Raw genomic sequence first — 15,644 nt, forward strand, 5'->3', positions numbered from 1 at the left:
GATATCATTGAGAGTGTAGTTTGATAGTTTCTAGCCAGTGACCACCATTGAACAAAAACTGAAGGGATGGGGATTAGGATTAAGTTTGGCAGTAATGGGAATAACCTCCCCTGTGGCGGCACTTCCTCCACCAGAAGATACTCCCGAAGCCGTATTACGAACTAAAATTATTCTAGACGCTCGATCGAGCATTGATGGCAAACCTTTAACCGCCGCCGAATCTGCTAATCTACAAGCGGCGTTAGCAGAATCCCCATATCCACCGCAACTTAGCCCAGAAGTGCAAAATGTTATCTTTCTCTTACAAATTCGGCAGATGTTACAGATATTAACCCCCTTTTAAACTTCGTAGGTTGGGTGAAATCAAATGAAACCCAACAGTCGTAGGTTCGGTGAAGTAAAATGAAACCCAACAGTTCAAGAGTTACGAACTTGTTCCCTAATATCAAGTTCAGCTAAGTGCTTATAATTGGTGTTGGGTTTCGCTTCTCTCCACCCAACCTACATTTTTGTCTTTCGTCCTTTGTTATTTGTTTTCCAATGACTAATGACTAATGACTAATGACTAATTGGTGTTGGGTTTCGCTTCTCTCCACCCAACCTACGTTTGATCATAGATTGAGCGAACCTGATATAAATCCTCCAATTCTGGGGGATTTTACTGATGAATCAGAAAAAGGATAACAATTAACTAAAATGACCCCAGAACAAATTGATCAGATTGTTGAAAACCAGCATCCTAACCCCTTTAGCATTCTGGGGGCGCATCAAATTAAAGGGAAAGAAAATCAAACTCAGTGGGTAATTCGTGCTTATCTTCCACAAGCAAAAGCGGTTTGGGTTCGCTTACCCGAAGCAAGAGAAGAGTATCCTATGTACTCAAATCATCATCCTCAATTTTTTGAGTGCATCATCGAAACCGAAAAACTGATTAACTATCAACTTCGCATCCAAGAAGAAGAAAGAGAAAAACTCATTTATGATCCTTATGCGTTTCCCTCTCCTGTTCTCACAGAATATGATCAACATTTATTTTCAGAAGGAAACCATCATCGAATTTATGAAAAACTGGGGGCGCATTTAACCACAGTTAAAGGAGTAACAGGGGTTTATTTTGCTACCTGGGCGCCCAACGCCAAAACCGTTTCTGTTATTGGTGATTTTAATGAATGGGGACAACAAAAGCACTCGATGCAAAAAAGAGAAAGTGGGATTTGGGAATTGTTTATTCCACAAGCAACAGCAGGAGACCGTTATCAATATCTCATTACGGGGGAAAACGGAAAGACTTTTACTAAATCTGATCCTTATGGGTTTCTGCAAGAAATTCGCCCGCAAACCGCCTCGATCGTTGCTGACTTAGACCAGTATAACTGGGGAGACGAAAACTGGCTAGAACAAAGACGGAATCGCGACCCCTTAAAACAACCCATATCCATTTACGAAGTCCATCTTGGATCATGGCGACAAGGTTCAGTGAAAGAACCTCCCCAGACCTTACAAGGAGAAATTTCGCCAGTTACAATGTCAGCAGAAAACAGTGATGCGAGATTTCTCACTTATTACGAACTCGCGTCCGTTCTTATTCCCTACGTCAAAGAATTAGGCTACACTCACATCGAAATTTTACCCCTAGCAGAACATCCCTATGATGGGTCTTGGGGGTATCAAGTGACGGGATATTATGCTTGTACTTCTCGTTATGGTACCCCTCAAGATTTAATGTACTTGATCGATCGATGTCATCAGAATAATATTGGCGTAATTCTCGATTGGGTGCCAGGACACTTTTCCAAAGATACTCATGGTTTAGGAAACTTTGATGGCAGTCATCTTTATGAACATCCAGACTCAAGACGAGGAGAACATAAAGAATGGGGAACGTATGTTTTTAATTATGCCCGTCCAGAGGTGCGTAACTTCCTTATTGCTAACGCTTTGTTCTGGTTTGATAAATATCATATTGACGGGTTACGAGTGGATGCTGTGGCTTCCATGTTGTATCTCGATTATCAACGACAAGACGGGGAATGGCTACCGAATGAGTATGGCGGAAGAGAAAATCTAGATGCGGTGGAATTTCTTCGTCAAACCAATCATTTACTGTTTAGTTATTTTCCTGGTGTTCTCTCGATCGCAGAAGAATCCACCTCTTGGCCAATGGTATCATGGCCCACCTACACAGGAGGCTTAGGATTCAATCTGAAATGGAATATGGGATGGATGCACGATATGCTGGATTATTTCAGCATGGATCCTTGGTTCCGTCAGTTTCATCAGAACAACCTCACTTTTAGTATGTGGTATCACCACAGCGAAAATTATGTCCTTGCTTTATCCCATGATGAAGTCGTGCATGGGAAAAGTCATCTCATCGGAAAAATGCCTGGGGATGAATGGCAAAAATTCGCCAATTTGCGCTGTTTATTTGCCTTTATGTTTACTCATCCTGGAAAGAAAACCCTATTCGCTTCCATGGAGTTTGGACAATGGCGAGAATGGAATGAACAAACCGCCTTAGACTGGGAATTATTAGAATATCCGTTTCACCAGCGCTTAAAAGGCTATGTGGGAAACTTAAATCAACTCTATCAACAGCAACCAGCTTTATATCAGCAAGACTTCAACGAAGAAGGGTTTACTTGGATTGACTGTAATGATCATCGTCATAGCGTCGTTTCTTTTATTCGCTACGCAGAAGACCCTTCCGACTTTTTAATCATCATCTGTAATCTTACCCCTCAACCCCACAGTCATTACCGCGTTGGTGTTCCGAAAGCGGGATTTTACCGAGAAATTTTCAATTCTGACAGTCGAGAATATGGGGGAAGTAATATGGGAAATTTAGGGGGAAAATGGACTCAAGAATGGAAGTTTCACGAACAACCTTACTCGTTAGATTTATGTTTACCCCCCTTAGCTGTAGTGATGTTTAAAATCGACACCGAAGCGGAAATGACATAGAAAAATGTAATACTATGCGCGAACAATTAGCGTTACATCAGGTTTTGGCGTTTGTGAAGCTGTTGCTGATGTTGCCGAAGCATAGGTTAAGCCTAATACCATTTCGATCAATTAACGCGACATACCAACTCATTATTCCCCCCTTTCAAAGGGGGGTTAGGGGGGATTTGCTGTTACCTGAGTATTTAGAAATGGTATTATTGGCGTTGGGTTTCGCGCTAACTCCACCCAACCTACTTCTTATCTAATTATTCCCCCCTTTCAAAGGGGGGTTAGGGGGGATTTGTTGTTACCTAAGTATTTAGAAATGGTATTATTGGCGTTGGGTTTCGCGCTAACTCCACCCAACCTACTTCTTATCTTATAATTGGTGTTAGGTTTCGCGTGGAGATGTTCCATGGAACGTCTCTACTCAACCTACGTTTGATCTAATCCTAATCTTGGAGGAAGATAGGTTAAGATTTGGGTCGGATTCCCTTACTTTTTAAACACTCTTGAAGTTGTTTTTCATCCTCACTAACTTTATAATCTTCGGTGTTTTCTTTCAATCTCAGCACTCGTTCTAAATAGTCATTGCCAAATTTTGCGATCGCTTTTTCTAAGTTTCCTTTTCCATAATCTTCAGGTAAACATTCAACAACCGCCGTTAAATCTCTTCCTTCCGCATCAATATATTTTTTCTGTGTTTCTGCTTGTGCGGAAATGTTACCAAAAACTTGTAACCAAGCAAAGCTACCGACGAGAACAACGAGAAGTGTGCGCTGGAGTTGTTTTAAGAAGGGTTGGTGTGTCATTATTATCATTAATTTTGTTGGCGTTTCCTTTGCTAGTTAAACAGGAATCAGCTAATAACTTCCTCCATCATTAGGAATGTTTTTATTGATAGCCTCGATTTCCAAGTGATCTAACTGTGTTAGAATTACTGCGACTTAACTAAGACTTAAATTTCATTGTTGTGAGCGATCGTGCCATCCTAATCTTTCTTCTCGATGCTGATCTTGTCTTCCTCGAAGGACTAGCCGCAGTCCTCAATACCGAAGATGATCTAGAAATTGTCGCCAAGACTGAAACCCCAGAACAGGCTGGAAATCAACTCGCTACTTTAACCAATCTACCCGATGTCTTCGTCCTCGATATTAATTTTACCACTGACAAAAATGCAGCATCAGGAATCGAATTTTGTCGTGAACTTAAACAGACTTACCCCAACTTACCGCTACTTCTTCTCACTACCCTTACTAAAGCAGAAGTTTTAAGACGTTTACGCAATTTGGGAATTGAAGGATATACTCACAAACGGACTCCTTTAGAAGGATTAATCAATATCTTAAAACAAGTCGCCAGAGGAGAAACTTATTGGGAATTAAATCTAGATTCTCTCCCCGAAACTGACAATTTTGAGTTACTAAAATTAGAAACGGGACAACAACTTCTTCCTTCTTCTCCACCGCGATGGCTAACTCGTCAACGAGAAACAGGATTAGCAGAAATTGAACGTAATCTTAGACAAATAGAAGCCACTTTAAAAAAGAATAATCTTTCTACATTTGATTGGTTATTCTGGACGGGTTTACGGCGAGAATTAAAAACAGCGCAATGGATTGTTAAACAACTTTTACCAGTGGAAGTGGTTTTTATTGGCGAAGAAAAGACACCAGAAAGTAAGGAAGAAGATGACTTAACTCCTGTTTTAAATCCGCTTCCCACTAAAATTAGTGAAACGCTTTTACAAACGACATTAGGAAAGATTCAGTTCGGTTTAATTAATAGCAGTGGCTACACCCTAGAAATTGATATTCTCAATGGTGAAAAAAAGCGGGAACTTCTCTATTTGATTGTCCAAGAGTTTCAAGAAGTCTTAAATCAATTGGAGTTTGTACAATTAAAATCTGAAGACTTACCTGAAAGACGATCGTTGCTGTTGCGAGAATTATGGCAAACTTGTCTTACAAAATGGATGAGTAAATATGTTTCTTTCGCTGATTTTCCAGTATCGGGATCAGTGGTAGATTTCCTAATAAAAGAAGCACCATTGGTAGAAAGGATGAGGTTAAATAAAATTCCGCAAGTGACTGCTTTATTTGCTTATCTTTTGTATGAACAGCCTTTAGAAATCGATCGAGTTTCCTATCGTCCAGAGTCACCAGAAGCTCAAGCTAGGGCAGAAATGTTATTTCATAATTTAATTCTAGTGGTAGCAAATGCGGTAATGCAAGTAATTTTAAATCAATTCGGCGAGCAGGAAATTGTTAAAACTTCTCTTTATGAAAGTCAATATCGATCGTCGCGAGAAATTGCTCGTTTTCGTAACGAATTATCTTGGCAATATCGCCAAATCTATTATTTTCAAGAACCAAAAGCCATTTTTGAATCTCGTTATGAACTGTTAGTTTTGCGGGGAAATCAAATTAAAATCACCTCAGTTTATGCACCGAGAAAAGCGGATTTAGACCAATTAAAAGGCATTCGTTCTTCGGTGACGATCGCTTTAGAATTAAGAGACGCGATCGCGCCGCGTTTTCGTTCTCTTTTTGGTGTCGTCGGACAGGGAGTTGTTTATATTTTGACGCAAGTAATTGGTCGAGGAATTGGTTTAATTGGACGGGGTTTCCTACAAGGAATTGGGAAAAGTGTTGAAAGTAAGCGCGATCAATAAAAAAGCTCATTTCTCCCATAAATTAGGGATAAAATGAGCGAGAAGCCTGATATAGCAATCCCAAATCTTATGTAAAAAATTGATTGATGAAAGCCCCCAGAATTGGGGGTTTGGGGGCAAAACAATTTACGAATCACCTAGTATTGCTATAGCAATCCCAAATCTTATGTAAAAAATTGATTGATGAAAGCCCCCAGAATTGGGGGTTTGGGGGCAAAACAATTTACGAATCACCTAGTATTGCTATAGAATGTTTAGGAAATATCTAGGAACTAAGCATCGCATCTAGTTTCCCGTCTTTTTCTAAAGCATAAAGCTCGTCACATCCCCCAATTGAATGATCATCAATAAAAATTTGAGGAACGCTTCGTTTCCCATTCGCTCGTTGCGCCATTTGATCACGAGCGTCTTCATCCCCATCGATCGAGTATTCTGTAAAAGGAATGTCTTTTTGCGTCAGTAGTGCTTTTGCTCGCAGACAAAAGGGACAAGAAGCCCAAGTATAGATTTCAACGTTTGCAGCCATAAAATTAGTCGTCAATCAAGAATAGAATTTGCTCTCAATGAGCTATTTTATCTGAAATCTCGCAAAACCCCCGATAATCTAAAGGGTTCGTTGTAACATTGCCTCTAACACCTGTGGTAACATCGCGTTTAAGTCTGTGTCTGTTTTAAAAAACAGTTGTTGTGGTTCAGGTAAATCAAACGGATAACTCCCTTCCCAGCGCTTCATTTGAGTGAGTAAAATTTGCTCCCGACGTTTACATTGCAACGCATAGCCTAACTCAACGCTTACCGTCGGACTCGGAAGTAACATGGTTGTCTGTTCTTTCTGTATTTGTGCTAATGGTGTTCCATCCGCAATAAAAACTAAACTTTTCCGAATTTTCCGTAACTGATTCTTACTCAAACGTAACGGATCATCTTTCGGACGAACAGAATACTCGATGCTGAGAGGAATACGAGCATTGCGATTAAAGTCTTCAATCGCTGCTTCTAAACTCTCTTTTAGCGCCTCATACGCCTCTGTATATTCTTCCTGATAGGAAAAATAGATCATCGGGTCAAGTAACGCATTAACCTCTCGTTTGATCAAATAAATCTCCTGCGAAATTAAATCAATGTTTGCAATTTGATAACCACCGCTTCCCTCGATATAAAATTCCACCGTTTCTCCCTCTAGATAACGCTGAAACCATTGCGCTTGTTCCACTGTCTCCCGTTCATCTAAAAAATCCGCTCGCAGTCCCGCTTTCAGTAAACTATTTTTATTTAGCCGTAAATCATGGGGACGTTTCATTACTTCTCCCAGTGGCTCATATTCTCCTAAATACCAAGCTCTCAGCGCAATAATTGCCATATATCCATCCGAATAAACTCGCATCAGGCATGATAGCAATTTTCCTTTTAACTTGTAGTTTGTGTTTTATATCATTAAAAATTAGTGAACACCGCCGATTATAAATTTTTACCTTTTTCGTTCTTGATTCGCTTTTTCCTTTTGTCTGTGGGAAGCGCCTGATGTGATATTTTGAAGAATGCCATACCATGATTGTCTGCTATGTCTTCATCTCCTTTTTCTCAAGATCAGCCGCCTTCATCCCCAGAAATTAAAGTTCTAATTGATGAAGAAGCTCGATCGCTGTATTGTTATGTTGAACAGTCTTTTCGTTCTAAAGGGGTTCAATATTATCTTTTAATGCCCATTGACTCCCCCGTCTCAATTATTATGTGGGAGGAAGATGAAGATGCAGAACAAGCGATTTTAATTGAAGGGGAAGCAGAAATTGACGCGCTTTTCCCAAAAGCAGAAGCGAGTTTAGCAGAAGAAGGACTAACCTTGAAACGAACCTCTTTCACCCTCACAGTTGCGGGAGAATTACCTGAACCCGAAGATGATGATATCTTAACTTTAGAAATAGAAACTGAACGCGCATGGGAAGAAGAGGAATTTCAACTTCTTGCTATTTTTTCCCATAAAAATCAAGAATATGGGGTTTATACTCCTCTAGTTCCTCTACTTTTCTTTGCGAAAGCTGAACCGAATGGTGAGTTAGAGTTACTCTCTGTCGATGAGTTAGAAACCATCAAGCCGATTTTAGAGGAATGGATGTTTAATTGAAACCAATCAGATGTAGATGTCGGTTGGGTGGAGAGTAACGTAACCAATCAGATGTAGATGTAGGTTGGGTGGAGAGTAGCGTAACCCAACACGCTTGTCGGTTCGGTGGAGAGTAACGTAACCGAACATTATCGGTGGTAATCTCTCCCGTTAAGCGATTGTTTCCTCCTGTTTCCATGAAAATGCGATCGATTCCGTTTCCTCCGAAGACTCGATCGTTGTTAGCGACAAAAAAGTCATCATTTCCAAGCCACCATAAAGACGATTCTCTCCTTCTCCAGAAAGAATAACATCGTTACCGCTACCGCCAAACGCTCGATCATTCTGAGAAACAAGCAATTGATCATCATCACTTCCGCCATCAATGCGGTTTCCGTTCACCGCTAAGGAATCACCATTCACCTGATCATCACCACTTCCCGTAAAAACGATCGTTCCTTTTACTTAGTTCCCCCCTTTCTTAACTTAGTTAGGCAAATTAACTAATATAATGCAAGAGTGGCTAACTTTAACTGATCAATAACCAAGACAGTTTAAGAATAAGTCACTTTTTAGCGGTGATTTACATCGTGTCAGCCTGTGGACTGGTTAACGCCGACGTTGCCAGGAAAAGCCCTGAGCGGAAAGAAGCAGGAAGTGGACATCAGAGTAAATCAGGTTTTGAGTAAACGTGGTTAAGTTTGAGTAAGTTCCTCATAACGGATGATTAGTGTTGGGTTTCGTTTCCCTTCACCCAACCTACCTTCTGTAGTTCCCCCAAAATTGGGGGTTAGGGGGCGAAACCATCAATGCTAGTTTTTTTGCAATCGTTGAAAACTGCGCTTTAAATGCTTGAGATTTCCTGCTAAATAATCGACATTTGCTTCATACTCTCCATAACGCCACGACACATAGGCTTCTGAAATTTCCTCGACTACTTCCCTTTGAGATCGATCGATCGATCGTAGAATCCACTGTTTCTAAATACTCAAAAGGCGTTTGACAATGGTCGGTTCTTCTTTTTCAATTTTCTAACCTTGTCCCGTATATTGGTCGAAAGCAAGAACTTTAATCCAACCATTCGCCTGCGATCGAAGCCTCATCACAACTTTTGGGGTTAATTCGCCTCGTAAATTTTGATTAATTTGATCACTAAATCCATAGTAAAATTGATCATCAACTTCTCCCGCGCCTTCCACTGGACTGGTACCGCTTCCTCCTCCTTCTCCGTCTCCTTCTCCCTGTTGAACGTATCCTGAATTCGCAATGCGACGATCGTTGTTATCATCAAACCCTTCATTTTCTAAATTTTCTGGACCACTGACAGGAAAAGTCTGGATTTGATAACTGGGAAAACGAGGCATTACAGCAAAAATAAACAGTCCTAAACTGAGGAGGAAAATAGTTTTGGTTTGGGAGAGGAAGCTGTTTCTTGAACTGATGCTAATGCTAATCCTAACCGAGAGCGATAATCGAGGACAAGAACAGGTAAACCAACGAGGAGAAAAATGATCAATAATGGGGCAAAAGCGAGGGTTTGAGAGAGAGTTTCCGCTACTCCTAATAGAATCAAACCAATGACCATTGAGTAACCTAAATCTTTACGACGGGGAAGGTCAAAACTGTGTAAAACTTGTAATTGAATCAGGAGTTCTGCTAAAACTAAACGAGTGTCGTTTAAACTTGAAAGTAGGTTGCGGAAAAATGCGGCAAGCGCAATTAACATCCCGATCGCGATCAAAAATTTAATCGCAATGTTACGCTTATATCGTCTTTGCCAACTCCAAAACGCGCCGATAAAACTAACTGGAACTGTCCAAACACTAAAGCTAGTTTGCGCCGCTAAATCGGTGGCAATAATCCCGACAGCAACTAAAATTTGGACGAAAATCCTTAAGGAAATCGATTCTTCTACTTGGGGAGTCGGTAGCGCTTGGAATTGTTCCCAAAGTTGGTAAAGAAAAGGGAATTGCTGTCGCCGTTGGCTGAAAAAATTAGACATAATGGCGATAAGAATTAATGATGTTTAAGATAGAGGAGAACGCTAAAATAATGGAGATTGACCAGCAGTTAGAACAACTGATTCAAGAAGCACCCGCCGATCGAGGGATGCCGAAAATTATGGAGTACGCGATCGCACCGATGTTAAAAGCGATCGCCGAAAATCTCCAGCATCAAGATTATTATATCTTGCAAAATGCCGAAGAAAGCTGGCAGGTAACAACCCTCCGTCATCGGGAAGATCAAAACGTGACCAAACGAGTCATATATGGGTTTCCCACTTTAGAAGATGCGGGAATTTTTGCCCAACATAACGATGATCCGCAATTAATGGCGCTACCCGTACCAGTAACTCACATTTTATTTGAATTATTAGCGTTTGACCAAGTAGATAGTGTGATCTTTTTTGAGGAGTCTGGAAACTATGAAAACGCGACAGATATTCCTAGAGAAAAACTACAGGAATCGATTCGGGAAAAACTCAAACAATTAAAAGATAAAATGGAACAACCTCCCGCAAATTTAGCCTAATTTCGATTACAATATGAAAGAATTAAACCCCAATGAAAGTTATCCTTGTCCGATCTGTCGATCGGGAAAAGTCGAGTCTTTACCGTTAATGGAAGACACTTTTTCCTGTCAGTTTTGCCAACATCTTTTTACCGCTAATTTCTCCCAGCAAATATTAAAAGTTGTTGATAGTGAAATCCCTCTCAGTTGGTATTGGAATGGCAAAAAATGGAGCAGTCCTCAACGTAAAGGGATACAATTGGGTTGGGGATATGTTGTCGCTGCTGTGTTCTTTATTTTGCTTCCTCCTCTCCTTGTGGGAACTGGTGCGTTTTTATTTCCACCTGTACCTGGAACGCCTTTAGCATGGCTACCTCTAGCGTGGACAATTCTAACGTTACTCACCCATTTTGGAATTTTCCTGTGGCTGGTTGCGGAATATTATCAATTTCCAGTGGTAATGTATTTACGAGCGGTAATGAGACGAAACGATCGCGCTTTCTAAGCGTTCAATCAACTTTTTTCCCTAACTCAATTCACCCTTTTCCCAAGAAAAGAATAGATTAAAATATGGAAATTACGCAAGCAAGAAAACTCTTAGATCAGTTTAGTTGTACTGAACAAAAATCAGTAGAAACCCAAGAACAAAAACAGGAGTTACAAACAGCGATTCAAGACATTGTTAAAGAATCAGAATGGGAAAACTTAGGCGTTTGTGCTGAGAATACTCAACAAGCAATTATTGCGTTAAAAACTTATTTAATGGCTTTTGGTTATGTGCTTAATCAAGTTGATTTTAATCAAGTTGATCAACTTAAAACGCCAGTTTATATTAAATTTAGTACCAAGCAAATGGGATTTTATCAAGATAATTATACAGGAGACTATCGAGGAGTTTTAGTGTCTTGTCAAGCAGAAGATGATTTAATTGCAGGAGTTTATGGTCATTTGCCTTTAGACTTATTTGAGGAGAAATAATGATTAATTATAGCGCTAGGCAAGAGGCAAGAGGCAAAAGGCTTGCATGCAAAAGGCAAGAGGGTTGATTAATCGGTAAGATTTCAAAGTTTTGATGCAGGGTGCGTGACTATTGAGCGTTCAATTGCCTTGCACTTTTTCAAAGCATTAACCGCCTTAAAAGCTGATTGGGTAAAGGTTATAGGTTTATTCAGGAAACCCTAATTAAGGTGTAGTTTACCATACAATATCATCAAGAAGATTGATGGTTAAACTTTCTTGATCGGGAATCGCACTAATGCAAGAACAGATTGGTGTTCCATCTCCTAATTCTACTTCACAAGCATGGCAAGACCCCATCATACAACCAGTAGGAATAAAAAGCCCCGCTCGTTCGGCAACATCTAAAATCGGTTCGCCAGGTTGAGCTTCTATAATGATATCGTCGGGGAGAAAATGAACCTTTACACTCATGTTTATTGTTGTTTTTTATAGGACGTTCGATCGAGCATTGTAATTGTTTAATGTTAGGTTTTGTTATACCATCTTGAATAATTGGTGCTACAGTATCGACTACTTAAGCCCCCCAAACTTGGGGGGATGGGGGGCTTTAATGTAACTTGACTTTTCCAAAATAGTACTACCTCCACCCAACCTAATTTTACTGATTAATGTTGGGTTTCGTGACCTCCACCCAACCTACATTTTTGTCTTAAGCCCCCCAAACTTGGGGGGTATGGGGGGCTTTAATGTAACTTGACTTTTCCAAAATAGTATTACCTCCACCCAACCTAATTTTACTGATTAATGTTGGGTTTCGTGACCTCCACCCAACCTACTTGATTATGGGTTTCGTGACCTCTACCCAACCTACTTGATTATTGGAAAAAATTTAAATCTAAATGCTTTTCTATTATATCGGTGGCAATGTCCAAAACTTCCTCTCGCTGTTGACGGTGATGAGGAACATTAGTGGGTAGAGGAGAGAGTCCTTTTTTCTCCCGTAATAAATTTAACCATTGTCTGCGCCAAGTCCCATTTTCAAATAGTCCATGTAAATAACATCCCCACACGGAAGCGTTAGCATTAACATAACCGAGTTCTGTATCTTCAAATAAGGAAATAAGTTGTTTTGAGTCACCAGTGAAATGCGTTCGTCCTTGATGGATTTCATAACCCGTAACAGAGACCTGATTATCTTCAGGAAAAATGGGATTAACATCTCGTTGACGAGTCAATTTTTCTGAGGTGATGGTGGTTTTCAAGGGAAATAAACCAACACCAGAATAGTCGCCAGCTTCTCCTTCTAACCCATCAGGATCACTTAACGTTTCTCCTAACATCTGAAACCCGCCACAAATGCCAAAAATTGTTCCTCCCTGTTCAATATACTGTTTAAGAGCCATGACCATCCCTGTTTTGTGTAAATGGTTAAGATCAGTATTCGTGGTTTTAGAACCAGGAAGGATCACAACATCTGGGTTTCCTAAGTCATCTTCAGGACGAACATAACGGACGTTGACGCTGGTTTCCGCTTCTAAGGGGTCAAAATCAGTAAAATTGGAAATTTTGGGAAGGTGGATAATGGCAATGGTGAGATCAGTATTGGGTTTGCGTCCCCGTCTTTCTAATAAGTCGAGAGAGTCTTCTGCTGGAAACACTTGTTGTAAGTAGGGGATGACTCCGATAACGGGAATTCCTGTATAGTTTTCTACCCATTCGATACCAGGTTGTAAGATGCTTTCTTGTCCCCGAAATTTATTGATGATGATGCCTTTAATGAGATCATGTCCAGCGTTAGCGTGTTTTAAGATTTCCAATGTCCCGATAATATGGGCAAATGAGCCACCGCGTTCGATATCGACGACGAGTAAAGTTGAGGCGTTGAGGTATTGAGCAACACGCATATTGGTGAGGTCGCGGTGCATGAGATTGATTTCGGCGGGACTTCCCGCACCTTCACAGACGATATAGTCGTAGGTTTGGCTGAGGGTGTCTAAAGCGGTTGTGATTGCTTGCCAGCCTCGATCGAAGTATTGTTCATAATATTGTTGTGCTTGCGTGCGTCCCACTGCTTTCCCATTTAAGATCACCTGTGAGGTCATATCCCCTTGAGGTTTCAAGAGGATGGGATTCATTTCCACAGTCGGTTTAATCCCTGCAGCCCAGGCTTGAACCGCTTGGGCGTAGCCAATTTCGTCTCCGTTATCAGTAACATAAGCATTGAGCGCCATATTTTGCCCCTTAAAAGGAGTAACTCGCCAACCGCGACGGTATAGCATCCGACAGATAGCCGCACAAAGTAGGGATTTTCCAGCGTGAGAAGTTGCTCCCACCACCATTAAGGCTTGTTTCATCTTGTCTTCGCCTCTTGGAGACACTGATTAGAGTTGGGATTTTGTGGCTATAGCAGTTCTAAATCATTCGTAAAAAGTTGATTAACCGTTCCCCCCTTTCAAAGGGGGGCTAGGGGGGATTAACCCCCCTTTCAAAGGGGGGCTAGGGGGGATTAATTTAAAATTCATTTAGGATTGCTATATTCCATCTTACAAATGAACTACAAAACCTGGAAGGGAAAATAATATAGAGTTTTATCTATGAAATGAATAAGAAAACAAGTTTTGTAACTATGGGATTAAACCTTTATGATTGTTAAAACATTTTTAAATTATAAAAACTTTAATCAAAACAACATTTATGCAAATCACTAATCGCATCCATTTCCGTAATCTGAAAGGAGATATTTTCGGCGGGGTAACAGCCGCCATTATCGCTTTACCGATGGCGCTGGCGTTCGGGGTTGCTTCTGGTGCTGGGGCTACTGCTGGACTCTGGGGGGCGGTTTTAGTGGGTTTTTTCGCTGCCCTTTTTGGCGGTACTCCCACCCTCATTTCTGAACCCACCGGTCCGATGACGGTGATTATGACCGCAGTAATTGCGAATTTAACCGCTAGTAATCCTGAAAACGGTATGGCGATGGCGTTTACCGTCGTAATAATGGCGGGATGCTTTCAGATTTTATTTGGGGCGTTAAAGTTAGGAAAATATATTACCTTGATGCCCTATACAGTGATTTCTGGCTTTATGTCGGGAATTGGGGTAATTTTAGTGATTCTACAAATTGCACCGCTTTTAGGACATGAAAGCCCTAGTGGTGGCATTATTGGCACGTTAAAAGCTCTTCCTGAACTACTATCAACCCTGAACACAGCAGAATTAGGCTTGGGCGTTCTTACCATTGCGATTCTTTTCCTCACCCCAAAACAATGGAAACGGGTTGTTCCTCCCCAATTAATTGCTTTAGTGTTAGGAACAGTGGTCTCTCTTTTTGCTTTCTCTAACCTTGATCTCCGTCGCATCGGTGAAATTCCAGCAGGTTTGCCGTCTTTACAAGTGCCAACGTTTAGTATTGACCAATTACAGTTGATGGTGGTTGATGCGTTGGTGTTAGCGATGTTGGGCTGTATTGATGCGTTACTGACTTCGGTGGTTGCAGATAGCTTGACTCGTACCCAACACAATTCTGATAAAGAGTTAATTGGTCAGGGGTTAGGAAATTTGGCTTCTGGAATGTTTGGCGGTTTGGCGGGTGCTGGTGCAACGATGGGAACGGTGGTTAATATCCAAACGGGGGCGCGAACGGCTTTATCAGGGTTAACTCGTGCGTTTGTTTTACTGATTGTTGTCCTTTGGGCTGGTAGCTTGACGGCAACAATTCCGATGGCAGTTTTGGCTGGCATTGCGATGAAGGTTGGGGTGGATATTATTGATTGGAATTTCCTGAAACGTGCCCACCAAGTTTCGATTAAAGGGGCTTTGATTATGTATGGTGTGATTGGGTTGACGGTATTTGTCGATTTAATCACAGCAGTGGGTGTCGGTATCTTTATTGCGAATATCCTCACCATTCGACGTTTGACAGATTTACGTTCTGAAGATGTCAATGCGATTTCTTATGCAGATGACAAAATTGTGATGAATGAACGGGAGAAAGAGTTACTTGATGGTGCAGCGGGTCGAGTTTTATTGTTCCATCTTAGTGGTCCGATGATTTTTGGGGTTTCTAAGGCGATTTCTCGTCAGCAAGATATGGCTGGAGATTACAATGTCTTGATTCTTGATCTTAGTGATGTTCCTTTACTCGGTGTTACTTCTTCTCTCGCTTTGGAAAATGCGGTTAAAGATGCGGTGGAAAAAGGTCGCCATGTGTTAGTCGCTGGTGCAACAGGTAAGGTCAAAGATCGGCTGCAACGGTTGGAGATTGCAGAGTTGATTCCTCGTGATCATTTTGTTACTGACCGTTTGACGGCGTTAGAGTTGGCGAATGAGTTTATCGCACAAGAGTCTGTTGCTTCTAGTGTGACGGCTTCCTGATTCGGATGTTCTCTGGTTTGTCTCTACTGGACTAGAGTTTGATAGAATGAAATTGTTAAGTATTTTTGCAAAGGCAAGGAG

The 15,644-nt window shown here is 41.0% G+C and carries 14 protein-coding genes and 1 pseudogene; 8 read left to right on the forward strand and 7 right to left on the reverse strand.

Going from position 1 to position 15,644, the window contains the following annotated elements; all coding sequences use genetic code 11:
* Positions 1-37: 37 nt before the first annotated feature.
* Both DACSA_RS11725 and glgB read left to right on the forward strand, forming a co-directional pair.
* The gene (locus tag DACSA_RS11725) at positions 38-343 is read left to right on the forward strand and encodes a hypothetical protein (protein WP_015229960.1); all 306 of its coding nucleotides are present in this window, start codon (positions 38-40) and stop codon (positions 341-343) included.
* A 353-nt stretch (positions 344-696) separates the two neighbouring features.
* The gene (glgB, locus tag DACSA_RS11730; RefSeq protein WP_015229961.1) at positions 697-2,964 is read left to right on the forward strand and encodes a 1,4-alpha-glucan branching protein GlgB; all 2,268 of its coding nucleotides are present in this window, start codon (positions 697-699) and stop codon (positions 2,962-2,964) included.
* 455 nt (positions 2,965-3,419) lie between these two features.
* Here the strand turns inward: glgB and DACSA_RS11740 are convergent, their stop codons facing one another.
* The gene (locus DACSA_RS11740; RefSeq protein ID WP_015229962.1) at positions 3,420-3,758 is read right to left on the reverse strand and encodes a hypothetical protein; all 339 of its coding nucleotides are present in this window, start codon (positions 3,756-3,758) and stop codon (positions 3,420-3,422) included.
* 161 nt (positions 3,759-3,919) lie between these two features.
* Here DACSA_RS11740 and DACSA_RS11745 point away from each other — a divergent pair, with 161 nt between their 5' ends.
* A complete protein-coding gene (locus DACSA_RS11745; protein WP_015229963.1) occupies positions 3,920-5,620 on the forward strand; it encodes a DUF3685 domain-containing protein in 1,701 nt (566 codons plus the stop codon).
* 265 nt (positions 5,621-5,885) lie between these two features.
* On the opposite strand, the gene grxC is transcribed toward DACSA_RS11745, so the two are convergent.
* Both grxC and DACSA_RS11755 read right to left on the reverse strand, forming a co-directional pair.
* Positions 5,886-6,146 (reverse strand): glutaredoxin 3, encoded by a 261-nt coding sequence (gene grxC / locus DACSA_RS11750; protein WP_015229964.1) that lies wholly within the window; start codon positions 6,144-6,146, stop codon positions 5,886-5,888.
* 78 nt (positions 6,147-6,224) lie between these two features.
* Positions 6,225-6,980, reverse strand: coding sequence for a hypothetical protein (locus tag DACSA_RS11755; protein WP_041235849.1), 756 nt, complete (start codon positions 6,978-6,980; stop codon positions 6,225-6,227).
* A 201-nt stretch (positions 6,981-7,181) separates the two neighbouring features.
* Here DACSA_RS11755 and DACSA_RS11760 point away from each other — a divergent pair, with 201 nt between their 5' ends.
* Positions 7,182-7,742: a DUF3727 domain-containing protein gene (locus DACSA_RS11760; protein ID WP_015229966.1), complete on the forward strand. Its 561-nt coding sequence runs from the start codon at positions 7,182-7,184 to the stop codon at positions 7,740-7,742.
* 150 nt (positions 7,743-7,892) lie between these two features.
* Here the strand turns inward: DACSA_RS11760 and DACSA_RS11770 are convergent, their stop codons facing one another.
* Both DACSA_RS11770 and DACSA_RS23070 read right to left on the reverse strand, forming a co-directional pair.
* Positions 7,893-8,144, reverse strand: a complete 252-nt coding sequence (locus tag DACSA_RS11770) for a hypothetical protein (protein WP_041235469.1) — start codon at positions 8,142-8,144, stop codon at positions 7,893-7,895.
* Between the two features lie 611 nt (positions 8,145-8,755).
* Positions 8,756-9,723 (reverse strand): annotated as a pseudogene (locus DACSA_RS23070) (transglutaminaseTgpA domain-containing protein); the annotation flags it as partial.
* Positions 9,724-9,773: 50 nt separating this feature from the next.
* On the opposite strand from DACSA_RS23070, the gene DACSA_RS11780 reads away from it, so the two are divergent.
* From DACSA_RS11780 to DACSA_RS11790, 3 genes are all read left to right on the forward strand, one after another.
* Positions 9,774-10,253 (forward strand): hypothetical protein, encoded by a 480-nt coding sequence (locus tag DACSA_RS11780; RefSeq protein WP_015229967.1) that lies wholly within the window; start codon positions 9,774-9,776, stop codon positions 10,251-10,253.
* Between the two features lie 13 nt (positions 10,254-10,266).
* Entirely contained in the window at positions 10,267-10,737 is a 471-nt protein-coding gene (locus tag DACSA_RS11785; protein ID WP_015229968.1) for a hypothetical protein, read from the forward strand.
* A gap of 65 nt (positions 10,738-10,802) precedes the next feature.
* Positions 10,803-11,210, forward strand: coding sequence for a DUF1824 family protein (locus DACSA_RS11790; protein WP_015229969.1), 408 nt, complete (start codon positions 10,803-10,805; stop codon positions 11,208-11,210).
* A 216-nt stretch (positions 11,211-11,426) separates the two neighbouring features.
* On the opposite strand, the gene DACSA_RS11795 is transcribed toward DACSA_RS11790, so the two are convergent.
* Together DACSA_RS11795 and cobQ are read right to left on the reverse strand one after the other, a co-directional pair.
* Positions 11,427-11,663 (reverse strand): 2Fe-2S iron-sulfur cluster-binding protein, encoded by a 237-nt coding sequence (locus tag DACSA_RS11795; protein WP_015229970.1) that lies wholly within the window; start codon positions 11,661-11,663, stop codon positions 11,427-11,429.
* Between the two features lie 404 nt (positions 11,664-12,067).
* Positions 12,068-13,546, reverse strand: a complete 1,479-nt coding sequence (cobQ, locus tag DACSA_RS11800) for a cobyric acid synthase CobQ (protein WP_015229971.1) — start codon at positions 13,544-13,546, stop codon at positions 12,068-12,070.
* A gap of 340 nt (positions 13,547-13,886) precedes the next feature.
* Between cobQ and bicA the strand changes: the two genes are divergently transcribed.
* Complete coding sequence (gene bicA, locus DACSA_RS11805) at positions 13,887-15,563, forward strand: bicarbonate transporter BicA (RefSeq protein WP_015229972.1); 1,677 nt, start codon at positions 13,887-13,889, stop codon at positions 15,561-15,563.
* The last annotated feature ends 81 nt before the right edge of the window (positions 15,564-15,644 follow it).

Source organism: Dactylococcopsis salina PCC 8305, from assembly GCF_000317615.1.
GTDB classification, from domain to species: Bacteria; Cyanobacteriota; Cyanobacteriia; order Cyanobacteriales; family Rubidibacteraceae; genus Halothece; species Halothece salina.